Below are 20,915 nucleotides of genomic sequence, written 5' to 3'. Positions count from 1 at the left end.
GGCGTGCACCGGTTGCGGGGGGACCGGACCGCGCCCGGCGGCCTGGCCGCGCTGGCCGGCGGCGAGTGGGACCTCGTGGTCGACACCTGGGACGGCGCGCCCCGCGCGGTGCGCGACGCCGCCCGGGCCCTGCGCGACGCGGCCGGCTGGTACGGATACGTCTCCAGCGGTTCCGTCTACGCCCCGCCCGTCCCGTCCGGCGTCGGCGAGGACGCGCCCACCGTGGTTGCCGACCCGGACGCCGTCGACGGCGACTACCCGCAGCTCAAGGCCGGCGGGGAACGGTCCGCCACGGCGGTGTTCGGCAACCGGGCGCTGCTGGCCCGCGCCGGGCTGATCCTCGGCCCTGGTGAGGACGTCGGCCGGCTACCCTGGTGGCTGGCCCGCGTCGCCCGGGGCGGCGACGTGCTCGCCCCCGGCCCCGCCGACCTGCCCCTGCAGTACATCGACGCCCGCGACCTGGCAAAGTGGCTGCTGGACCGGGGCGTGGCGGGCGACGGCGGGGCGTACAACGTGGTGTCGCGGACCGGGCACACGACGACGGGTGAGCTGCTCGACGCCTGCGTCGCCGCCACCGGCTCGGCGGCCCGGCTGCGCTGGACCGACCCGGACGCGATCCTCGCCGCCGGGGTGGAACCGTGGAACGACCTGCCGATCTGGGTCCCCGCCGGGCACGAGTACCGCTGGTTGCTGGAGCGCGGCGTGCAGCGGGCGCACGCGATGGGGCTGACCTGCCGGCCGGTGGCCGAGACGGTCGCCGACACCTGGGCCTGGCTGCGCGCGGTGGGTGGCGTGCCGCCGCGAGCCGGCCGTCCACCGCGCGCGCCCGTAGGCCTGGACCCGCAGCGGGAGGCCGCCCTGCTCGCCGCTGCCGGCTGACCCGCTGCCGGCCCGGCCGGGCTCCCGCACGTCCACGGTCACCGCGGCATCGTCTGGCTCACCCCGGTCACCTCGTGTCCGCTTGGGGCGTCTGCGGTGTCGTGTCTAGGCGACGTGGGCAACCGCGATGAGAGCGACCCCACCGGTCACCTCGACCAAGCCTGGCCGGGCTGCGGTCGTACCACCAGTCAAGTCGTACCACCAGTCAACAGGTGGCCGCGCGGGTCGAGCACGAGCTCCGCGCGGCAGCTTCGATGTCAGCGCTGAACGCGCTGGTCGTAGTCGCGCTGGCGTGCTTGGATCTCGGACGCGTGGGCGACTGTCCAGTCGTAGAGATGGCCGAACGGTTCGCGCAGGGACTTGCCGAGCGGGGTCAACGAGTATTCGACGCCGACCGGCGAGGTCGGCAGCACGCGGCGCTCGATCATCCCGTTGCGTTCGAGCCGGCGCAGGGTCTGCGTCAGCACGCGCTGGGTCACGCCCTCGAGGCGGCGCTTGATCTCGTTGAACCGGCGCGGCTCGACCAGAACCGCCATCGCCATCATCGACCACTTGTCAGCGATCTGATCGAGGATCGGCCGGCTCGCACAATCGGACCGGAACACCAGCTCCCGCTCGACGATGGTCTGGTAGACGGTTCCAGAAGTGGCCATGACGGTATCCTCCGCGATCCCTGGGATGCCCAAAGTGCGTTATTGACGCAGGTCAGGGCCAGTATCACCGTAGGTATACATCAGGAACCAAGGTCCTGCCAGATACTTACGGAGACGCGATGAGCCACGACACCTACCAGACTCTGCGGATGAGCCAGGAGGACGGCGTCGCGTACGTCACGATCGACAACCCGCCGATCAACGTCCTCAGCGTCGCCGTCATGACCGACCTGCGGCGCCTGCTGACCACCCTGGCCGGCGACGACACCGTACGTGTGATCGTGTTCGACAGCGCCGACTCGGACTTCTTCCTCGCCCACGTCGACATGACCGTCACCCTGGAGGATCTCGCCGGTCTCATGGCCGACCTGCCGGAAGGCGTGAATGTCTTCCAGGCCGTCGGGGAGCAGCTACGCCGCCAGCCCCAGGTGACCATCGTCAAGCTCGCCGGCAAGGCGCGCGGGGGCGGATCCGAGTTCGTCGTGGCCGCGGACATGGCGTTCGCAGCGATCGACAGGGCCGGGCTCGGCCAGATCGAAGCCCTCATGGGCATCGTCCCCGGCGGAGGCTCCACGCAGTACCTCACCGAGCGCGTCGGCCGCAACCGCGCGCTGGAGGTCGTGCTCGGCGCGGACCTGTTCGACGCCGAGACGGCCGAAAGGTACGGCTGGGTCAACCGCGCCGTCCCCGCGCACGAGCTCGACGCGTTCGTCGACCGCCTCGCCCGCAACATCGCCGCACTGCCGGACGGCGTCGTCGCGGCGGCCAAGCACGCCATCGTCCCCGGCGATCACGCCGATGGCTTGGCACGGGAGAACGACGCCTGGGCCGGGCTCGTATTCCGCCCCGCCACCGCGCACCTCATGGCCGCGGGGCTTACCCACGGCGCCCAGACCCGTGACGGCGAACAGGACCTCGAGGGTCTGTTTCGTGGTCTCGCCGGGTAGCGGAACCAGAGCCAGCCGGACTTGCCAGCCTTGATCACGTGAGCACGTCTGCCGCGCGTGCACCGGGCTCAGCGTTCGCGGACGACCGCTACCGGGCAGTGCGCGTGGTGGATGAGCTGCTGGCCGACCGAGCCGAGCAGCATCCCGCGCAGCCCGCCCCAGCCCCGGCTGCCGACCACCACGAGCTGGGCGTCGCGGCTCGCCTCGACCAGTGCGCCGGCCGGGCGGCCGGTCACCACGTCCACGGTCACCGCGACGTCCGGGAACGTCTCCCGCCACCAGGCCAGCGGCTCGTCCAGCGCCGCCCGTTCCGCCGCCACCGCGTCGTCCCCGCCGACGCCCCGGTCGGCCGACGGTTCCCAGGCCCGCACCACATGCAGCGGTACGCCCCGCTGGGCCGCCCGCTCGACGGCGAACCCGAGGGCCAGCAGGGAGGTCGCCGACCCGTCGACCCCCACCACCACCCGGCCCGTACGGCTTGCGGAGGCGTCGCCGTCGCGGACCACCACCACCGGGCAGTGCGCGTGGGCGGTCACCGACACGGCGGTGGAGCCGGCGAGCAGGCCGCCGAACCCGCCATGGCCCCGGGTGCCGAGCACCAGCAGGCCCGCCTCGGCGGAGCGTTCCTCCAGCACCAGCGCCGGCGGCCCGTCGAACACCTCCCCGTGCACGGTCACGGTGGGCCGCGCGGCGGCGGCGGCGTCGGCGGCGGCCTTGTCTACCAGCTCCTTCACGTGCCGGCGGGCGGTCTCGTCGGGCCATATCCCGGGGGCCACCCCGGGGCCGACCCAGCCGGCCACGGTCACCCACTCGAAGACGTACGCCAGGCGGACCGGCCGGCCGCTGTGCTCCGCCTCGGCCAGCGCCCAGTGGAGGGCGACCGTGGCGTCGGCGGATGCGTCGTAGCCGACGAGGATCTCGTCACCGCTCACTTCCCGCTCCTAAGCTCGGCGTCGGTCTCCCGGATCCATTGCCACTCGGCGACCCGGGGGTCGTCGGAGCCGTACCGCCGGGTGTGGTCGCGGCAGGCCTGGCGGGCGTCCACCATCTCCTGGCGGAGGTGGGCGGCGCGCGCGGCCAGCCCCGGAACGCGATCGATCACGTCGATGACCAGGTGGAACCGGTCGAGGTCGTTGAGCATCACCATGTCGAACGGCGTGGTGGTGGTGCCCTCCTCCTTGTACCCGCGCACGTGCAGGTTGTCGTGGTTGGCGCGCCGGTAGGTGAGCCGGTGGATCAGCCACGGGTAGCCGTGGTACGCGAAGATGATCGGCTTGTCGCGGGTGAAGATGGTGTCGAACTCGTTGTCCGGCAGGCCGTGCGGGTGCTCCGACGGCGGCTGGAGCCGCATCAGGTCGACCACGTTGACCACCCGCACCTTCAGCTCGGGCAGCCGCTGGCGCAGCAGGCCGGCGGCGGCGAGGGTCTCCAGCGTGGGCACGTCCCCGGCGCAGCCGAGCACCACGTCCGGCTCCCGACGGTCGTCGGTGCTGGCCCAGTCCCAGATGCCCAGGCCGCGCCGGCAGTGCTGGATCGCCTCGTCCATGGTCAGCCAGGTGGGGGCGGGTTGCTTGCCGGCCACCACCACGTTGACGTAGTGCCGGCTGCGCAGGCAGTGGTCCATGGTGGAGAGCAGGGTGTTGCCGTCCGGCGGCAGGTAGACCCGGACCACCTCGGCCTTCTTGTTGACCACGTGGTCGATGAAGCCTGGGTCCTGGTGCGAGAAGCCGTTGTGGTCCTGCCGCCACACGTGGCTGGAGAGCAGGTAGTTCAGCGACGCCACCGGCTCCCGCCACGGGATACCCCGGGTCACCTTCAGCCACTTCGCGTGCTGGTTGACCATCGAGTCGACGATGTGGATGAACGCCTCGTAGCTGGTGAAGATCCCGTGCCGGCCGGTCAGCAGGTACCCCTCCAGCCAGCCCTGGCACAGGTGCTCCGACAGCACCTCCATCACCCGGCCGTTAGGGGAGAGGTGTTCGTCGCCGTCGACCCGGTCGGCGACGAACACCCGGTCGGTGACCTCGAAGGCCGCGCCGAGCCGGTTGGAGGCGACCTCGTCGGGGCCGAAGAGGCGGAACGTATGCGGATTGGCGGTGATGACGTCGCGGACCCATGCGCCGAGCACGCCGGTCGCGCCGACCGCCGGCGCGCCGGGCTGCTTGACGTCGACGGCGTACCGGCGGAAGTCCGGCAGGTCCAGGTCGCGCAGCACCCGCCCGCCGTTGGCGACCGGGTTGGCGCTCATCCGCAGGTCACCGGCCGGTGGCAGCGCGGCCAGTTCGGCGACCGGCGCGCCGGTGGGATCGAACAGCTCCTGTGGCCGGTAGCTGCGCAGCCAGCATTCCAGCTCCGCCAGGCGCTCCGGGTTGTCCCGCACCTCGGCGATGGGCACCTGGTGGGCGCGGTACGTCCCCTCGACCTGCTTGCCGTCGACGACGGCCGGGCCGGTCCAGCCCTTCGGCGTCCGCAGGATGATCATCGGCCAGCGGGGGCGCTCGACGGGTGCGCCGGAGCGCGCCCTGCGCTGGATCCCGGCGATCTCGTCGACGGCCCGGTCCAGGGTGGCGGCCAGGGTCTGGTGCACCGTGGCCGGGTCGTCGCCCGCGACGACGTACGGCTGGTAGCCGAACCCGCGCATCATGTCCAGCAGATCGTCGGCGGGGATGCGGTCCAGCACCGTCGGGTTGGCGATCTTGTAGCCGTTGAGGTGCAGGATGGGCAGCACCGCGCCGTCGCGGGCCGGGTTGAGGAAGACGTTGGACAGCCAGCTTCCGGCGAGCGGGCCGGTCTCGGCCTCGCCGTCGCCGATGACGCAGGCGACCAGCAGGTCGGGGTTGTCGAACGCGGCGCCGTACGCGTGGCTCAGCGCGTACCCGAGCTCGCCGCCCTCGTGGATCGAGCCCGGCACCTCCGGTGCGACGTGGCTCGGGATGCCGCCGGGGAACGAGAACTGGCGGAACAGCTGCCGCATGCCGGTCTCGTCGCGGCTCGCCGAGTGGTAGAGCTCGCTGTAGGTGCCCTCCAGCCAGGTGTTGGCCACCAGGGCGGGGCCGCCGTGGCCGGGGCCGGTGATGAAGATCGTCGGCAGCTTCCGGTTGACGATGACCCGGTTGAGGTGCGCGTAGACCAGGTTGAGCCCCGGGCCGGTGCCCCAGTGCCCCAGCAGCCGGGGCTTGACGTGCTCGGGCCGCAGCGGCTCACGCAGCAGCGGGTTGTCCAGCAGATAGATCTGCCCGACGGTCAGGTAGTTGGCGGCCCGCCAGTACGCGTCCAGCCGGCGCAGCTCGTCTTCGGTCAGGGGACCGTGCAGGTCTACAACGGTGTCCATGCTGCGTCAGCCTTTCGCGGATCGGGGACGTTCGCATCCGGGGCGCCGGGTGTTTCCCGGTCACGCACAGCTTCGCCGGGCCGCCGGAATTGATCAGGGCCGTTGGTCCCGGGACGTGGGACGTCATGCCCCGCTCGGCGCGGTGGGGGTCATTCCACGGACGACGATGACCGGGGCGGGGGAGTGGTAGAGCAGGGACTGGCTGACCGCGCCGAGCATCCCGCGCAGCGGTTCGTCGCCCCGGGCGGCGACCACGGTCAGTTGCGTGGAGCGGGACTGGTCGACCATGACCCCGCCGGGGTCGCCGCCGACCACGTGACACTCGGCCGGCACCTCCGGGTGCCGCCGTCCGAACCGGACCACCAGTTCGGCCAGCTCGGCGTGTGCGTCGCGCTGGTCCTGCTGCGGCGGCCCACCGCCGGGTGGCACGTCCGGCGGCTCGGTGACCCGGACGGCGAGCAGCCGGGCCGACCGGCGGGCGGCGCAGCCGAAGGCGAACGCCAGCGCCGTACGGGAGCTGGCCGAGCCGTCGACGCCGACCAGGACCGGGCCACGCGGCGGCGGTTCGGAGCGGACCACCAGCACCGGGCAGCCGGCGCGGGCGGCGAGCTGCACCGCGGGCGCGTCGGCGGGGTTGCGCGCACCGCCGCAGGACATCCCGCCGTCGCCGACGACGACGAGGAACGCCGACTCGGAGCGGCGGACCAGCGCGGCCACCGGGGTGCCTTCGACGATCTCGCCGCTGACTGGCACCGCCGGGTCCTCCTCGCCGGCGGCTGCGGCGGCGCGTTGGAGCAGCTCCTCGGCCTCGGCGCGCGGGCCGAGCGACGGGGTCTCCTGCTCCGCCGACCAGTTGAGCGCGTGCCACAGGCAAAGCGGGCGGCGGTGGTCGGCGGCCTCCCGCGCGGCCAACCGGACGACCTGCATGGCGGTCTCCGGCGAGCCGAGCGCGGCCACCACCGGCGCGTCGGCGGGTGGGGTCATCCGGCCTCACCTCCCCCCGGGAGCCGCGCACGGCTGGTCCGTTCCCTGCGACCGAGCGTAATCGGACCGGCCCGCCCCGGGGCCGGTATCGCGTGTCGCCCCCGCGTGCGTCAACGTGGGTTGACAGCACCTCTCTGTCAACGTATGTTGACGGCATGAGTCAGGCGACGGAACTCGCGGCGGCGGCCGGCAGCACCGATCCCCGGGTGGGCCTGCGCGCCGTGCGCGCCCTGCGCCGGCTCCTCGAACGGCTCGAGGTGGTCCAGGTGGACAACGCCCGACGGCAGGGCTGGTCCTGGCAGGAGATCGCCGACGCGTTGGAGGTCAGCCGGCAGGCGGTCCACAAGAAGCACGCCGGGCGACCGGCGGTCCCGAGCACCTGGGAGGCATGATGTTCGAACGGTTCACCGACCGGGCCCGCGAGGCGGTCAAGCGGGCCCGCGACGAGGCACGGGCCGCCGGGCAGCGCCCGGTCGGCACCGAGCACCTGCTGCTCGCCGTCCTCGCCGACCCCGACAATCTCGCGACCCGGGTGCTGCGCGACGCGGGTGTCCGCGCCGCCGACCTGCGTGCCGCCGTGGCCCGGCACACCGCCGAGGGCGGCGCGGGGCTCGCCGAGGCAGACGCCGCCGCGCTGCGCGAGATCGGCATCGACCTGGCCGCGATCGTCGCCCGGATCGAGGAGTCCTTCGGCCCCGACGCGCTGCGTGCGGCCGTCCCCGCCCCGCGCCGCGGCCTGCGCCGCCGCCAGCGGCCCGGCGGCCCGTTCTCGCCCCGGTCCAAGAAGGTGCTGGAGCTGTCGCTGCGCGAGGCGCTCCGGCTGCGCCACAGGCACATCGGCACCGAGCACATCCTGCTCGGGCTGCTCCGCGAGGGCGGCGGTCCGGCCGCGCTGGTGCTCACCGAGGCTGGGCTGGACCTGGACGACCTGCGCCGCCGGGTGGAGGCGGCCCTGCGGGCGGCAGCCTAGACCGGCCCGGTCGACCCCGCCCTCCCACGCGCCCAACTCGTCACCGACTCGTCGCACAGCATGCCGAGGGACGTGACGAAGGATGCGGGCCGGCCGGTCTCCCGGACCTCGGGAAGCCCAAACCTGCTTTCGGTGCGCGTAACCTCACCGGTCGCCGGCTCGCCGCCCGCACCGGGTTGCTGCACACTGACGCCGTGGATGCTCAGCAGGACACGTGTTCGACCGCGACCGGCGGCGGGCTACGCTCTGCGGTGGTGGTCAACCCGGTGAAGGTCGCCGATCTCGACGAACTGCGGGAAACGGTCGACGGGGCCCTCGCCGCCGCCGGCTGGCCGCCGCCACTGTGGTTCGAGACCACCCCGGAGGACCCGGGCCGCGGCCAGACCGGGAAGGCCGTTTCCGCCGGGGTGGACGTCGTCTTCGCCTGCGGCGGCGACGGCACCGTGATGTCCTGCGTCAGCGCCCTGGTCGGCACCGACGTGGCGCTCGCCGTCCTGCCCCAGGGCACCGGCAACCTGCTCGCCGCCAACCTCGGCCTCTCCACCGACCTGGCCGCCGGGCTGGAGGTGGCCGTCGAGCGGGGCCGCCGGCAGCTCGACGTCGGCGCGGTCGGGGACGCCTACTTCACCGTCATGGCCGGGATGGGCTTCGACGCCCAGATGCTCGAAGCCACCTCGGAGACGACCAAGGCCCGCATCGGCTGGCCGGCGTACGTCATGGGGGCCGCCCGGCACCTGCGGGACCGGCCGATGCGGGTCACCATCCGCATCGACGACCGGCCGCCGCTGCGCCGTCGCGCCCGCTCGGTGCTGGTGGCCAACGTCGGGCGCCTCCAGGGCGGCGTCACCCTGCTCGCCGACGCCGAACCGGACGATGGCTGGCTCGACGTCGCGGTGCTCACCCCGCGTACCCTGCGGCACTGGCTGGCCATGAGCTGGGCGCTGGTCCGCCGCCGGGACAGCGTCCCCCGGATGGAGGTCTTCCGCGCCCGCAGGGTGCAGGTCACCAGCAACCGGGCCCAGCCGCGCGAGCTCGACGGGGACCTCATCCCCCCGGGCCGGCGGCTGGTGGCGGAGGTCCGCCCCCGCGCCCTCTGGCTCTGCGTGCCGCAGCCGCAGGATGCACCCGACCTGGCCGTCGACGCCGAGGCAGCCGGGCAGCGGGGCGAGGAGTTGGTCGAGGAGGCCCGCCGTGAGTAGCACCCGGATGGTGCCCGAGACCCGGCTCATGGCCGACGAGGAACTCTCCGCCGACGACGCCTGGCACACACTGCGTCGCCACGGCGGCTGGCATCTGCTGCGGGACGCGTTCGTCCGGTTTCGCTACGGCGACGGGTTCAGCCACTCCCGGGCTTTCGCGTTGCAGCTCTGCCTCGCCGTGGTGCCGTTCATGATCGCCCTCACCGGCCTGATCACCGACCTCGGCGCCGACGAGGGGGGCCGGGTGGTCGCCGACACCGTGCTGGCCCTCACCCCGGGGCAGAGCGAGCAGATGGTCGAGGAGCTGCTGGTCGACAGCGAGCCCACGGAGGACGCCGGCGAGCTGGCGCTGGCCCTCGGCCTGCTGACCGGCATCGTCGCGCTGACCACCACGATGGCGCAGATCGAACGTGGCGCGAACCGGATCTACGGCGTGGAGCGGGACCGGCCGGCGCTGTGGAAGTACCTGCGCGCCAGCGTCCTCGCGCTCCTTGCGGGTGTCCCGGCGCTGACCGGGTTCCTGATCCTGGTCGGCGGCGGGGCGATGGGCGATTCCGTACGCCGCAACTACACCTGGGGTGACGCCGCCACCGTCGCCTGGGACGTGGCCCGTTGGCCGTTGAGCCTCGGCCTGACCGTGCTCGCCGTGGCCCTGCTGTTCCGCCACGCCCCCCGCCGCAAGCAGCCCAGCCTGTCCTGGCTGTTCTTCGGCGCCGGCATCGCCACCGCGCTGTGGTGGCTGGCCAGCCTGCTGCTTGCCGCGTACGTGCGGTTCAGCGACGGGTTCGGGCAGACCTACGGGGCGCTGACCGGGATGATGGCGCTGCTGCTCTGGGCCAACCTCACCGGGATGGCGCTCTTCGGCGGGCTGGCCTTCGCAGCCCAGCTGGAGGCGATGCGGATCGGCGTGGCGGAGCCGGCCCAGCCGGACCTGTGGCAGCCCGAGGCCGAGCGCGAGGAGGTCTACGACACCGGTGGAATGACCGCGCTCTGATCCGGCGGCGACACCCCCGGTGTACGGGACGGCCGGATCGGGTAAAGCGCCTCGCCAGAGCGGACAAGGGAGGTGCGGGGTGACCGCGGTCAAAGAGATGGTGCGGCGACCACTCGGCCACTTCGCCGAGCGGAGCATCGCCGGGCTGGTGGCCGTCGCCGGCGCGGGGGTCGCCTTCGGTCTGCTGCTGACGCTGGTGCGTTTCCGGTGGAGCCCGCTCTACCACGCCGACCACGAGGCCGCCGAGTGGTTCAACGGGCTCGTCGCCCCGCATCACGCCCTGGTCACCGTGTTGCAGGCGATCACCGACCTCGGCGGGCGGCCCGTGCTGTTCTGGCTGGTCAGCGTGGCCGTGATCGGGCTGCTGATCCGCCGGCGGGCCCGGCTCGCCGTCTACCTCATCATCACCGGGCTCGGCGGGCTGATCCTCGATCCGTCGCTGAAGACGCTCGTCGGCCGGCTCCGCCCCGTGGTGGACGTGCCGGTGGCCAGCGCCCCCGGCAACAGCTTCCCCAGCGGCCACGCCCTCGGCTCCTTCGTCGCGTACGGGGCGATCCTGCTGGTCTTCCTCCCGGCCGTGGCGCCCCGCTGGCGCAAGCCGGCCATCGCCGTCGCCGCCGTGCTGGTGGCCCTGGTCGGGCTGACCCGCATCGCGCTGGGCGTGCACTTCGTCTCCGACGTGATCGGCGGCTGGCTGCTCGGCGCGGCCTGGCTCGGCGTAACCGCGTACGCCTTCCGGCTGTGGCGGCGCGAACGCGGCCGGCCGGTGCCGCCGCTGACCGAGGGCCTGGAGCCGGAGGCGGGCCACGACATCGCCCCCGCCCCCGCCGAGGAGCACGTGCTGGAGCACCCCCGCTCGGCCCTCGCCGAGCTGCTGGTCGGCTGGGTGCTGGTCTTCGGCGCGCTGTACGCCTTCGGCATGCTCGTCAGCTATTACGCCAAGGACACGTTCTTCGGCACCCTGGACACCGAGGTGCCGCGCTGGTTCGCCGGGCGGCACACCGACGCGTGGACCGGCCTGAGCTGGTGGTGGAGCAAGGCCGGCGACACTCACGCGATCCTGCTGGTGTCGCTGGTCTTCTGCCCGCTGGTGCTCGCGGTGTGGCGGCGCTGGCGGCCGGTGCTCTTCGTGGCGCTGGCGATGTTCGGCGAGCTGACCCTCTTCCTCGCCTCCGCCCGCGCCGTCGATCGGCCCCGCCCGCCCGTGGAGAATTTGGACGGGCCGATGCCCACCTCGTCGTTCCCGTCCGGGCACATCGCCGCCACCATCTCCCTCTGGCTGGCCATCGCCGTCATCGTGTTCCCCCGCACCGACCGCTGGTGGCGGTGGCTCTTCGTAGCCCTCGCGGTGGTCATGCCGGTGGGGGTGGCGGTCTCCCGGATGTACCGGGGCATGCACCACCCGACCGACTTCATGGGTGCGATCCTGCTCAGCGCCCTGTGGATCGGCCTGCTGTACTGGGTGATCCGCCCCAACGCCGACCTCGCCGAGGGCAACCGCCCGGCGATCGGGTCCGAGCAGGTCGACGAGCTAAACGACGAACTGGCCACCGCCGGCCGCCCCGACTGACGGATCGGCCACCCGCCGATGACGACCGGGAACGCCCCGTGCTCCGGGTGATGACCTGGAACATCAAGACCGGCGGCCGAGACCGGACGGGGCCCGGCCGGCTGGACCGGGTGGCCCGGGTCGTCGCCGCGTGGCGGCCGGACCTGCTGGCCGCACAGGAGCTGCGCGGCTTCGACTCCGGCGGCGTGCTGGCCGGCTTCGCCGTCGCCGTGGGCATGCGGCCTTACCTCGCCCGCTCCCGCTGCGGTCAGCCCGTGGCGGTGCTGGTCCGCCCGCCACTGCGGGTCGTCGCGGCCGGCCCGGTCCGCCGCCCGTTCCACCATGCCGCCGTACGCGTCACCGTGGCCACCGACGCGGGGCCGCTCACCGTGCTCGGCACGCACCTCGACCCGTACTCGGGGCTGCGACGCCGGGTCGAGGCCGGCTGGCTCGCGGCGGCCGTCGGCCGGGTTCCCGGTGCCGGGCCGGGCGCGCTGGCGCTGCTGGCCGGGGACCTCAACACCCTCGCCCCGGGCACCGATCACACCGACCGGGTCGCCCGGCTGCCGGCCGCGTACCGTCGTCGGCATCTGCGCCGGGACGGGCGGACGGTGGAGACCCGGGCGGTGGCCCGCCTCGCCGCCGCCGGCCTGGTCGACCTGTACGACGCGCTCGCCCCCGGCGACGAGGTGGCGACCGCGCCGACGCGGCACGGCGGCGGCGCGGAGTTCTCCGGGATGCGGCTGGACTATCTTCTCGGCACCCCGGCGCTGGCCCGGCTGGCCCGGTCCTGCACCGTGGCGCGCGGCGGCGAGACCGAGTGCGCCTCCGACCACTACCCGGTGCTCGCCGACCTCGATCTTCACCCGGCCTGACCGCCGCCCGCGCCCGCCGTGCCACCGCGAACCTCCTGTGCCACCGCGGGCCTCCTGTGCCGCCCGTGCCTCCTGCGCCGGCCGCACGGTGGCCGGGAAAAGGGACGGGGCGGGGCCGGTGGCCTATAGGGCGAGGTTGAGCAGGACGGTCAGCAGGATCGAGGCGAGGACCGAGAAGAGGATCATCAGCAGGCAGCCGAGGCCGCCACCCACCGGGCGGATCTCCGTGTTGCCGATGCGCATGGGGCCGCCTTTCGGATCGAGCGGGTTCAAAGCCGCGTACGGGACGGGGCGAGCCGCGGCGGGGCCGGCGAGAAGCCGTCCGTCCGGCCGGCCATCACAGCTCGCGCAGCCGGGGGAGCAGTTCCTCCCGGGCCCAGTCGAGGAACCTCGGCTGGGTGTCCCCGCCGACCTGTACCAGCGCCACGTGGGTGAAGCCGGCGTCGACGAACTTCTTGAACGCCGCGACGTGCCGGTCGGGGTCCGGGCCGCAGGAGATCCCCTCGGCGACGTCCTCCTCGCGGACGAACTGGGTCGCGGCGGCGAACGAGTTCGGGCCGGGCAGGTCGGCGTTGACCTTCCAGCCCGTGCCGAACCAGCGGAACTGGTCGTGCGCGATCTTGCGGCACTCCGCCTCGTCGGGGCCGTAGCAGATGGCGACCTGGCCGAACCGGGGCTGTCCGGCGCCGCCCGCGTCGTCGTACATCCGGATGAGGTGGGCGTCGGGCTCGGTGGCGACGAGGCCGTCGGCGTAGTCGGCGGCGAGCGCCGCCGACTGCCGGCCGGACGCGGCCACGGCCATCGGCACCGGACGCTCCGGCCGGTCCCAGACGTACGCGTCGGGCACGTCGAAGTGGTTTCCGGAGAAGGTCAGCGTCTCCCCGTTCAGCAGCGGCCGGATGACCTGCAACGCCTCCTCGAACATCTCGTGCCGCTGCTGCACGTGCGGCCAGCCGCCGACGACGTGCTCGTTGAGGTTCTCCCCGGCGCCCAGGCCGAGGGTGAACCGACCGTCCGACAGCACCCCGATCGTGCTGGCCTTCTGCGCCACGACGGCCGGGTGGTAGCGGCGGATCGGGCAGGTCACGAAGGACATCAGCTCGGCCCGGCTGGTGACGTGGGCGACCGCCCCGAGCACCGACCAGGCGTACGGGGAGTGACCTTGGGAATCCAGCCACGGGTAGTAGTGGTCGGAGATCACCAACTGGTCGAAGCCGGCCGCCTCCGCGCGCACCGCGTAGTCGACCAGTTCCTTCGGCCCGGCCTGCTCGCACATCAGGGTGTAGCCGACGTTGACCATCGCGGCATCTCCTTCGCTCTTTCGACCCATCGCATACCCCGGTGGGCGTCGGTCAATCCTCGTGTCGTCGTGGCCTTGACGGGGCGGCCCAGGGTGCATAAAGTCGGACCTTAACCGGTTCAGGCCGGGGGTGCTGCATCCTGTGGTGGGGATGACCGGCCCTGTGGTGGCTTGTGGTCCCGCGAGCCGCCACAGGGCACCCACCTGAGTGGCGGCTCACTGAACCGGTTGCCCTGGTCGGTTGATCGGCCTACGCTGATGGCTGCGCCGTCGGGAGCCGGCCAGCGGCTGACGGGCCAGCCGCCTTCTTCGTCACCACCACCGCACCCCCCGTCTGGGCACGGGGGTGACCCTCCCTGAGGAAACCATGAGAAAACGTCTCTCCGTCGCGGCTGTCGCCGTGCTGACGGTCCTCGCCGCCGTGTTCGCCTTCGGGCAGCCGGCGCACGCCGCCGCCGGCTTCACCGTCGCCAACGGCAAGCTGTACGACGCCAACGGCAACGAGTTCGTCATGCGCGGCGTCAACCACGCCCACACCTGGTACCCGCAGCAGACCAGCTCCTTCGCCAACATCAAGGCGGTCGGCGCGAACACGGTGCGGGTGGTGCTGGCCAGCGGCGACCGCTGGGCGAAGAACGACACGGCCGACGTCGCCAACGTCATCTCGCTGTGCAGGGCGAACAAGCTGATCTGCGTCCTGGAGGTGCACGACACCACCGGGTACGGCGAGCAGAGCGGCGCGATCACCCTGGACCGGGCGGTCGACTACTGGCTGAGCATCTCCAGCGCCCTCGCCGGCCAGGAGAAGTACGTGATCGTCAACATCGGCAACGAGCCGTACGGCAACCGGGGCTACGGCACCTGGGCCACCGACTCGGCCAACGCGATCAAGCGGCTGCGCGCCGCCGGCCTCGCGCACACCATCATGATCGACGCCCCGAACTGGGGTCAGGACTGGTCGTTCACCATGCGCGACAACGCCGCCTCGGTCTTCGCGGCCGACCCGCAGAAGAACACCGTCTTCTCCGTCCACATGTACGGCGTCTTCGACACCGCCGCGGAGATCTCCGACTACCTCGGCCGGTTCCGCACCGCGAAGCTGCCGATCGTGGTGGGCGAGTTCGGCTTCGACCACTCCGACGGCAACCCCGACGAGGACACCATCCTGTCGTACACGCAGGCCAACGGGATCGGATACCTGGGCTGGTCGTGGAGCGGCAACAGCGGCGGCGTCGAGTACCTCGACATGGTCACCAACTTCAACCCGGCAGCCCTGACCACCTGGGGACAGCGGATCTTCAACGGCGTCAACGGCATCAAGGCCACGTCGAAGGAAGCGTCGGTCTACGGCGGCATCGTCACGCCCACGCCGTCGACGACCGTGACGCCGACCCTCCCGCCGCCGACCACGACGCCCCCGCCGACCACCCCGCCGGCGACGGGGGGCTGCACGGCGACGTACACGATCGTCGGTCAGTGGCAGGGCGGCTTCCAGGGTGAGGTCAAGGTGACCGCCGGCTCCGCCGCCATCAACGGCTGGACGGCGAAGTGGACGTACCCGGGCGGCCAGATCAGCCAGGTGTGGAACGCGACGGTGACCAGCAGCGGGTCGAGCGTGACCGCCACCAACGTCAGCTACAACGGCAGGCTCGGCACCGGCGCCAGCACCAGCTTCGGCTTCATCGGCAGCTCCACCGGCACCCCCACCGTCCCCGCGGTGACCTGCACGGCGAGCTGACCCTACCCGCCACCGACGGTGGCCGGGCCCATTCGGGGCCCGGCCACCGTCCCTGCCCTGCCGACGAGGGGCAAACCAAGCCGGCCGCGTGCCCGAGGGGGAAGGTCGCGGCCGGGGTCAGTCGGCCGCGTCGACCTCCAGCAGCAGGGTCTGCTCGGGGTGCAGGGCCGGCAGTTGGAGGCCGATCGACCCGAGCACCGCGCCCGGCAGGGTGACCCCGGGCAGCCAGCCCGGCTCCGTCAGGTCCAGCACGGCCGGCCCCGGCACGCCGGCCGCCGGCCGGACCCCGTACCGCCGGGCCGGGTCGAGCCCGGGCAGCCGCAGCGCACCCGGGGTCTGGGTGACCGAGGTGGCGATCCGCGCCACGGCGTACACCGCGCGGGAGAGGTCACCGGCGACCACGCCGTGCGCCCAGACGGCCGGGTCGGGGTGGTCGACCCGGACCACCCGGCCGGCGTGCAGCAGCGGGCGCAGCCGCTTGTGCAGCGCCACCCAGGCCGCCAGCTCGGCCCGGTCCACGGCGCTCGCTGAGCCGATGTCCCACTCGACGCCGAAGTGCCCGAACAGTGCGGTGGCGGCCCGGAAACCCAGGTCGTGCACCCGGTGCGTGGTGTGCGAGCGGTCCGGTCCGACGTGGCTGCCGACCAGTTCCGGCGGGAGCAGCAGCCCGGTCCAGCGCTGGATGGCAAGCCGTTCCAGGGCGTCGTTGCAGTCGCTGGCCCAGACCCGGTCGGTGCGGCGCAGGATCTCCAGGTCCACCCGGGCACCGCCGGAGGAGCAGCTCTCGATCTCCAGGCCCGGGTGCCGGGCGCGCAGTTCGTCGAGCAGCCGGTAGGCGGCGACGGTCTGCGCGTGCACCCCGGGCCGCCCGGCGTGGCCGGCTTCGGTGAGGTCGCGGTTGTGGTCCCATTTCAGGTACGCGATGCCGTCGTGCTCGCGCAGCAGCGCGTCGAGCCGCCCGAGCACGTACGCGTACGCGTCCGCGTTGACCAGGTCGAGCACCTGCTGGTACCGCCACGTCGGCGGTAGCCGGCCGGGCACGGCGAGCACCCAGTTTGGGTGGGCGCGGAACAGGTCGGAGTCGGGGTTGACCATTTCCGGCTCGACCCAGAGCCCGAACTGCATCCCATGCCCGCGCACGTGGTCAATCAGCGGTTGCAGCCCGCCGGGCCAGACCTTCTCGTCGACGTACCAGTCGCCGAGCCCGGCCCGGTCGTGCCAGCGGCCGGTGAACCAGCCGTCGTCGAGCACGAACCGCTCCACCCCTACCTCGGCGGCGTGGTCGGCGAGAGCGCGCAGCCGGTTCAGGTCGTGGTCGAAGTAGACGGCCTCCCACACGTTGAGGGTGACCGGGCGCGCGGAGCGCGGGTGTCCCGGCCGGGCGCGCAGGTGGGTGTGCAGCGCGTCGCTGAGCCCGTCCAGGCCGGCGGTCGAGTGCACGGCGTACAGCAGGGGAGTGGCGTAGGACTCGCCGGGGCCCAGCAGGACCTCGCCGGGGGCCAGCAGTTCGCCGCCACCCAGCGTGGACTCTCCGGTGGGCCGCCGCTCGGCGAACGTGACGTGGTCGCCGCTCCACGCGGTGTGCACCGCCCACACCTCGCCGTGCCGAAAGCCGAAGCCGCTCGTCCCGGCCACCAGCAGCAGCGTGGCGTCGTGCCCGGTCCGACCGTGCCGGCCCTCCCGCACCCACGCGCCCATCGGCCACGGGTGCCGCTGCGGCGACCGCTCCCGGCACCACCGGCCGGTCAGGTCGAGCAGCTCGGTGGCGACCGCCGGCACCGGCAGCACGGCGGCCAGCTCCCGCAGCTCGTACGGGGCGTCGCCGTCGTTGCGTAGCCGGTGCCGCAGCAGCACCAGCCCGGTCGGGTCGAGTTCGACCTCGATGGTCAGCGTCAGCGCCGCGTCCGGGTCCGTCGCCGTGACGGTCACCCGGGCGGAGCCGGCCGGCTCGTCGGCGACGTCGAGGACGTCCAGGCGGAACGCGGTGGACCAGGCGGTGCCGGCGCGGTGCCCGGCCAGGCCGGGCCGGCCGCTCCAGCCGGCGCTCGCCTCGGGCAGCAGGGACAGCACGGTCGGCGCGTCGAAGCTGCTCGCCACCACCGGCGGTACGCCTGCGGCGACCAGCGTGGGCAGGTCGTCGGTGGCGAGCGGGCCGAGGTCGGCGCCCCAGTGCGCGACCCGGGGCAAGCCCGGGCCGCGCGCGTCGAGCACCAGGCTGGTGGCTGCCCGGCGCAGGTGGACGATCGTCATCCTTTGGAGGCCCCCAGGGTCAGGCCCCGGACGAACTGCTTCTGCAACAGGAAGAAGATCACCAGGGTCGGGATCGCGACCAGTACGGAGCCGGCCGATACCAGGTTGTTGTCGGTGAAGAACTCGCCGCGCAGGTTGTTCAGCGAGCTGGTCACCGGGAACTTGTCGCCGGTGCGCATGAGCACGGTGGCCCAGAAGAACTCGTTGTAGATCCAGGTCACCTCCAGGGTGGCCAGCGCCGCCAGCGCCGGCCGGCACAGCGGCATGGTCACCTGCCAGTACTGCCGCCACACGCTGGCCCCGTCGACCATCGCCGCCTCGTACAGCTCGTACGGCAGCGCCTTCATGTAGTTGCTCAGCACGAAGACGCAGAAGCCGCACTGGAAGGCGACGTTGACCAGGATCAGCCCCCAGTAGCTGTCGTAGAGCAGCTCCGAGTCGCTCATGAACAGCGGCAGCGGTATCTCGGTGAACAGCCGGAACAGCGGGATCAGCAGGGCCTGCTGGGGCAGCAGGTTCGCCGCGGTGAACACGCCCAGCAGGACGATGTTGAGTTTCCAGCTGAACCGGGCGATGACGAACGCGACGCAGGAGGCCAGGAAGAGCGCCAGCAGCACCGCCGGGACGGTGATGTATACCGAGTTGAGGAAGTGTTTGCCGAAATCGGCCGTTCGCCACGCGGTGACGTAGTTGTCGAGGGTCCAGCCGCCGAGGGAGACGTAGCCGTTGACGGCGGTGTACTCGTAGGAACGCAGCGAGGTCAGCACCGCCCAGAGGATCGGGAACAGCCAACCGGCGGCCACCGCCCCCAGGAAGAGGTGCAGGACCACCCGGCCAGGCCGGGGCGGCCGGCGCCGGCCGGGCGCCCCGGCGGTCGCCGGCTCGCGGGTCAGGGCAGCGGCGGTCATTTCCGGTTCTCCCTCATGACGGTCGCCAGGTAGACGGTGATGAAGACCAGCGAGACGGCGAGCATGAGCGTCGCCAGCGCCGAGCCGAAGCCGATCCGGCTGGCCTCGCCGACCACGTTCTGGGTGACCAGCGCGGAGATCAGTTCCAGCCCGTTGCGGCCCTTGTTGACGACCCAGACCAGGTCGAACGCGCGCAGCGACTCGATCACCGTCACCACCAGCACGATGATGTTGATCGGCCGCAGCACCGGGAAGACCACCCTGAAGAAGGTGGTGGCCTCGGACGCGCCGTCGACGGAGGCGGCTTCCCGCAGCGACGGGTCGACCCCCTTCAGCCCGGCCAGGTAGAGCAGCATGATGTACCCGACGTGCCGCCAGCCGGCGGCGACGAGCACCGCCCAGATGTTGACGTCCGGGTCGCCGTACCAGTCGGTCTTCGTGCCCAGCACCGCGTTGAGCAGGCCCTGGTCGCGGGAGTAGATGAGCTGCCAGATGAAGCCGATCAGCGCCAGGGAGAGCACCACCGGCAGGTAGAGCGCGGTCTGGTAGAACCGGCTGCCGCGGATCTCCTTGTCCAGCAGCACGGCGAGGAACATGCCGAACGGGGTGGCGACCACGAACAGCGCCGCCAGCCAGAGCAGGTTGTGTTGTACCGCCGGCACGAACGGCGGATAGATGTTGATCACTTCGGAGTAGTTGCGGCCACCGACCCACTCGATGTCGCCGAGGGGGCCGATGCCGTCCCAGTTCGTGCCGGACAGGGCTACGGTGGCCATGGCCGGGAGCCAGACCAGACCGACGACCAGCAGCAGCGGCACGAGCACCATCAGCGTGATCACCACGCGGTCGGTGCGGGACAGGAGCCGTGGCCCGCGGCCGCGACCACCCCTGCGGGTGGTCGCGGCCGGCGGCGACACGGCGGTATCCGCTTGGATCAGGGGCAGGTCGGACATGTGTCCTTCCCCTCTCGCCGTCGTCAGCCGGTGAAGATCGACTTCTTCTGGTTCTCGATGCTGGTGAGTAGCCCGCTGATGTCCTTCGGGTCCTTGATGAACTGCTGGAGCGCCGGGATGATCACCGTGGAGGCGAAGTCCGGCCGGGTGTCCCGGTCGAGGAACTGGGCGATCTCGGTGGCCGAGCCGACCAGCTCGGCGGCCTTCTTCTGCAGGGCGGTGTAGCCGCTGACGTCGGCGCCGCTGTTGGCGACCAGGGTGCTCGGGTCGTTCTTCACCGTGATGTTGGCGGCGTCGGCCGAGCCGAAGTACTCCAGCAGCTTCTTCGCGTTGGTCTCGGACTTCGGCTTGCGGGCCATCATGTAGCCGTCGATCGGCGCGTCCAGGGCCTTCGCCCCGATCGCCGGGTCGATCTCCGGGAAGGTGAAGAAGTCCAGGTCGCTCTGCTCGTCGTTGGTGAACTGCTGGGCGACGAAGAGGCCGAGCAGGTACATGCCGGACTTCTTCTGCTGCAACGACTGGGCCGCCTCCTGCCAGGTCCGGCCGAGGCTGTCGGCCTGGTGCAGCGGCAGCAGCCCCGCCCAGGAGTCGAAGACCTTCTTCACCTTGTCGGAGGTCCACGCCTCCTTGCCGGCCATCAGGTCGACGTGGAACTGGTAGCCGTTGATCCGCAGGTTGAGGATGTCGAAGGTGCCCATCGCCGGCCAGCCGTCCTTGTCGCCGAAGGCGATCGGGTTGAGGCCGTCCTTCTTCATCTGCGCGCCGAGGGCGTTCAACTCGTCGAGGGTCTTCGGCACCTGGTACCCGCGCTGCTGCCAGACCGACTTGCGGTAGAACATTGCCCACGGGTAGTACGACGCGGGCACGAAGTACTGCTTGCCGTCGTCGCCGGTGGACGCCTTCTTGAACGCGTCGGAGTAGCCGGAGAGCTTGCCCCACACGTCGCTGACGTCGCCCGCGAGGCCCTTCGCCGCGAAGAACCGCATGCGGTAGCCGGCGAACCAGGTGAACACGTCGTCCGGCTTGCCCTGCAGGTAGTTGTTGATGTTCTCCTGGAACGTGTTGTGGTCGACGGTGTTGACCGCGACCTGGACGCCCGAGGCGGTCTGGAACCCGGCCGTGACCTTGGCGATCACGTCCTTCGGCTTGGGGTCGGACTGGTTCGAGCCGAGCGAAACCGTCTTCGATTCCGCGCCGCCGGACTCGGCGTCCGAGCCGCAGCCGGCGAGCAGGCCGGTGCCGAGCAGGGCGCCCGTGCCGGCCGCGCCGGCCAGCAGCGAGCGCCGGCGCAGGCCGGCGACGGATGGGGGTACGAGCCGGGCGAGGTACTCGGCTTGGGTTCGGGGACGGGACATGGTGCCTCCTGCGAATGAGAAGGTGTGCGG

At 72.3% G+C, this 20,915-nt stretch carries 18 protein-coding genes; 9 read left to right on the top strand and 9 right to left on the bottom strand.

Features of this window, described 5'->3' with window-relative positions:
• Positions 1 to 879 (top strand): reductase (locus E1258_RS14575; protein WP_132400830.1); only part of this gene is annotated, 879 nt, incomplete at its 5' end.
• 257 nt (positions 880 to 1,136) lie between these two features.
• Here the strand turns inward: E1258_RS14575 and E1258_RS14570 are convergent.
• The gene (locus E1258_RS14570; protein ID WP_132400827.1) at positions 1,137 to 1,532 is read right to left on the bottom strand and encodes a helix-turn-helix domain-containing protein; all 396 of its coding nucleotides are present in this window, start codon (positions 1,530 to 1,532) and stop codon (positions 1,137 to 1,139) included.
• A 119-nt stretch (positions 1,533 to 1,651) separates the two neighbouring features.
• Between E1258_RS14570 and E1258_RS14565 the strand changes: the two genes are divergently transcribed.
• Positions 1,652 to 2,479: an enoyl-CoA hydratase/isomerase family protein gene (locus E1258_RS14565; protein WP_132400824.1), complete on the top strand. Its 828-nt coding sequence runs from the start codon at positions 1,652 to 1,654 to the stop codon at positions 2,477 to 2,479.
• Between the two features lie 68 nt (positions 2,480 to 2,547).
• Here E1258_RS14565 and E1258_RS14560 read toward each other — a convergent pair whose 3' ends face one another.
• The 3 genes from E1258_RS14560 to E1258_RS14550 all read right to left on the bottom strand — a co-directional run bounded on the left by E1258_RS14560 (position 2,548) and on the right by E1258_RS14550 (position 6,794).
• Positions 2,548 to 3,411, bottom strand: coding sequence for a universal stress protein (locus E1258_RS14560; RefSeq protein WP_132400821.1), 864 nt, complete (start codon positions 3,409 to 3,411; stop codon positions 2,548 to 2,550).
• Positions 3,408 to 5,810, bottom strand: a complete 2,403-nt coding sequence (locus E1258_RS14555) for a phosphoketolase (protein WP_132400818.1) — start codon at positions 5,808 to 5,810, stop codon at positions 3,408 to 3,410. Before E1258_RS14555 ends, E1258_RS14560 begins: the two co-directional genes overlap by 4 nt.
• A gap of 123 nt (positions 5,811 to 5,933) precedes the next feature.
• Positions 5,934 to 6,794, bottom strand: coding sequence for a universal stress protein (locus E1258_RS14550; RefSeq protein WP_132400815.1), 861 nt, complete (start codon positions 6,792 to 6,794; stop codon positions 5,934 to 5,936).
• 155 nt (positions 6,795 to 6,949) lie between these two features.
• Between E1258_RS14550 and E1258_RS14545 the strand changes: the two genes are divergently transcribed.
• The 6 genes from E1258_RS14545 (at position 6,950) to E1258_RS14520 (ending at position 12,381) form a co-directional block, all read left to right on the top strand.
• Positions 6,950 to 7,186, top strand: coding sequence for an HTH domain-containing protein (locus tag E1258_RS14545; protein ID WP_007075500.1), 237 nt, complete (start codon positions 6,950 to 6,952; stop codon positions 7,184 to 7,186).
• Positions 7,186 to 7,764 carry a Clp protease N-terminal domain-containing protein gene (locus tag E1258_RS14540; protein ID WP_132400833.1) on the top strand — a complete coding sequence of 193 codons (579 nt, stop codon included), beginning with the start codon at positions 7,186 to 7,188 and terminating at the stop codon, positions 7,762 to 7,764. Before E1258_RS14545 ends, E1258_RS14540 begins: the two co-directional genes overlap by 1 nt.
• A 194-nt stretch (positions 7,765 to 7,958) precedes the next feature.
• Entirely contained in the window at positions 7,959 to 8,963 is a 1,005-nt protein-coding gene (locus E1258_RS14535; protein WP_132400812.1) for a diacylglycerol kinase family protein, read from the top strand.
• The gene (locus tag E1258_RS14530) at positions 8,956 to 9,957 is read left to right on the top strand and encodes a YihY/virulence factor BrkB family protein (RefSeq protein ID WP_132400809.1); all 1,002 of its coding nucleotides are present in this window, start codon (positions 8,956 to 8,958) and stop codon (positions 9,955 to 9,957) included. Before E1258_RS14535 ends, E1258_RS14530 begins: the two co-directional genes overlap by 8 nt.
• Before the next feature lie 79 nt (positions 9,958 to 10,036).
• Positions 10,037 to 11,527: a phosphatase PAP2 family protein gene (locus E1258_RS14525; protein WP_132400806.1), complete on the top strand. Its 1,491-nt coding sequence runs from the start codon at positions 10,037 to 10,039 to the stop codon at positions 11,525 to 11,527.
• A gap of 38 nt (positions 11,528 to 11,565) precedes the next feature.
• Positions 11,566 to 12,381, top strand: coding sequence for an endonuclease/exonuclease/phosphatase family protein (locus E1258_RS14520; RefSeq protein WP_132400803.1), 816 nt, complete (start codon positions 11,566 to 11,568; stop codon positions 12,379 to 12,381).
• Positions 12,382 to 12,718: 337 nt separating this feature from the next.
• Here E1258_RS14520 and E1258_RS14515 read toward each other — a convergent pair whose 3' ends face one another.
• On the bottom strand, positions 12,719 to 13,681 hold the full coding sequence (locus E1258_RS14515; protein ID WP_132400800.1) for a TIGR03557 family F420-dependent LLM class oxidoreductase: 963 nt from the start codon (positions 13,679 to 13,681) through the stop codon (positions 12,719 to 12,721).
• A gap of 367 nt (positions 13,682 to 14,048) precedes the next feature.
• Between E1258_RS14515 and E1258_RS14510 the strand changes: the two genes are divergently transcribed.
• On the top strand, positions 14,049 to 15,419 hold the full coding sequence (locus E1258_RS14510; RefSeq protein WP_132400797.1) for a cellulase family glycosylhydrolase: 1,371 nt from the start codon (positions 14,049 to 14,051) through the stop codon (positions 15,417 to 15,419).
• 117 nt (positions 15,420 to 15,536) lie between these two features.
• Here E1258_RS14510 and E1258_RS14505 read toward each other — a convergent pair whose 3' ends face one another.
• Genes E1258_RS14505 through E1258_RS14490 form a run of 4 tightly spaced genes read right to left on the bottom strand, consistent with a single transcriptional unit; the run spans position 15,537 to position 20,885 of the window.
• A complete protein-coding gene (locus E1258_RS14505; RefSeq protein ID WP_132400794.1) occupies positions 15,537 to 17,669 on the bottom strand; it encodes an alpha-galactosidase in 2,133 nt (710 codons plus the stop codon).
• Positions 17,666 to 18,577, bottom strand: a complete 912-nt coding sequence (locus E1258_RS14500; RefSeq protein WP_132400791.1) for a carbohydrate ABC transporter permease — start codon at positions 18,575 to 18,577, stop codon at positions 17,666 to 17,668. The genes E1258_RS14505 and E1258_RS14500 overlap by 4 nt, the downstream gene beginning before the upstream one ends.
• Positions 18,574 to 19,530, bottom strand: coding sequence for a carbohydrate ABC transporter permease (locus E1258_RS14495; RefSeq protein ID WP_132400788.1), 957 nt, complete (start codon positions 19,528 to 19,530; stop codon positions 18,574 to 18,576). Before E1258_RS14495 ends, E1258_RS14500 begins: the two co-directional genes overlap by 4 nt.
• Before the next feature lie 23 nt (positions 19,531 to 19,553).
• Positions 19,554 to 20,885, bottom strand: coding sequence for an ABC transporter substrate-binding protein (locus E1258_RS14490; protein WP_132400785.1), 1,332 nt, complete (start codon positions 20,883 to 20,885; stop codon positions 19,554 to 19,556).
• Between the last annotated feature and the right edge of the window lie 30 nt (positions 20,886 to 20,915).

It is taken from the genome of Micromonospora sp. KC207 (assembly GCF_004348615.1).
Lineage (GTDB): Bacteria > Actinomycetota > Actinomycetes > Mycobacteriales > Micromonosporaceae > Micromonospora.
This window is presented reverse-complemented; position numbering and strand designations above follow the sequence as displayed.

What these genes read in the sequence shown, in the direction of transcription:
- E1258_RS14570 (WP_132400827.1), bottom strand. Translation starts at nt 1,532, where the DNA reads ATGGCCACTTCTGGAACCGTCTACCAGACCATCGTCGAGCGGGAGCTG.
- E1258_RS14565 (WP_132400824.1), top strand. Translation starts at nt 1,652, where the DNA reads ATGAGCCACGACACCTACCAGACTCTGCGGATGAGCCAGGAGGACGGC.
- E1258_RS14555 (WP_132400818.1), bottom strand. Translation starts at nt 5,810, where the DNA reads ATGGACACCGTTGTAGACCTGCACGGTCCCCTGACCGAAGACGAGCTG.
- E1258_RS14550 (WP_132400815.1), bottom strand. Translation starts at nt 6,794, where the DNA reads ATGACCCCACCCGCCGACGCGCCGGTGGTGGCCGCGCTCGGCTCGCCG.
- E1258_RS14545 (WP_007075500.1), top strand. Translation starts at nt 6,950, where the DNA reads ATGAGTCAGGCGACGGAACTCGCGGCGGCGGCCGGCAGCACCGATCCC.
- E1258_RS14540 (WP_132400833.1), top strand. Translation starts at nt 7,186, where the DNA reads ATGTTCGAACGGTTCACCGACCGGGCCCGCGAGGCGGTCAAGCGGGCC.
- E1258_RS14515 (WP_132400800.1), bottom strand. Translation starts at nt 13,681, where the DNA reads ATGGTCAACGTCGGCTACACCCTGATGTGCGAGCAGGCCGGGCCGAAG.
- E1258_RS14510 (WP_132400797.1), top strand. Translation starts at nt 14,049, where the DNA reads ATGAGAAAACGTCTCTCCGTCGCGGCTGTCGCCGTGCTGACGGTCCTC.
- E1258_RS14505 (WP_132400794.1), bottom strand. Translation starts at nt 17,669, where the DNA reads ATGACGATCGTCCACCTGCGCCGGGCAGCCACCAGCCTGGTGCTCGAC.
- E1258_RS14500 (WP_132400791.1), bottom strand. Translation starts at nt 18,577, where the DNA reads ATGACCGCCGCTGCCCTGACCCGCGAGCCGGCGACCGCCGGGGCGCCC.
- E1258_RS14495 (WP_132400788.1), bottom strand. Translation starts at nt 19,530, where the DNA reads ATGTCCGACCTGCCCCTGATCCAAGCGGATACCGCCGTGTCGCCGCCG.
- E1258_RS14490 (WP_132400785.1), bottom strand. Translation starts at nt 20,885, where the DNA reads ATGTCCCGTCCCCGAACCCAAGCCGAGTACCTCGCCCGGCTCGTACCC.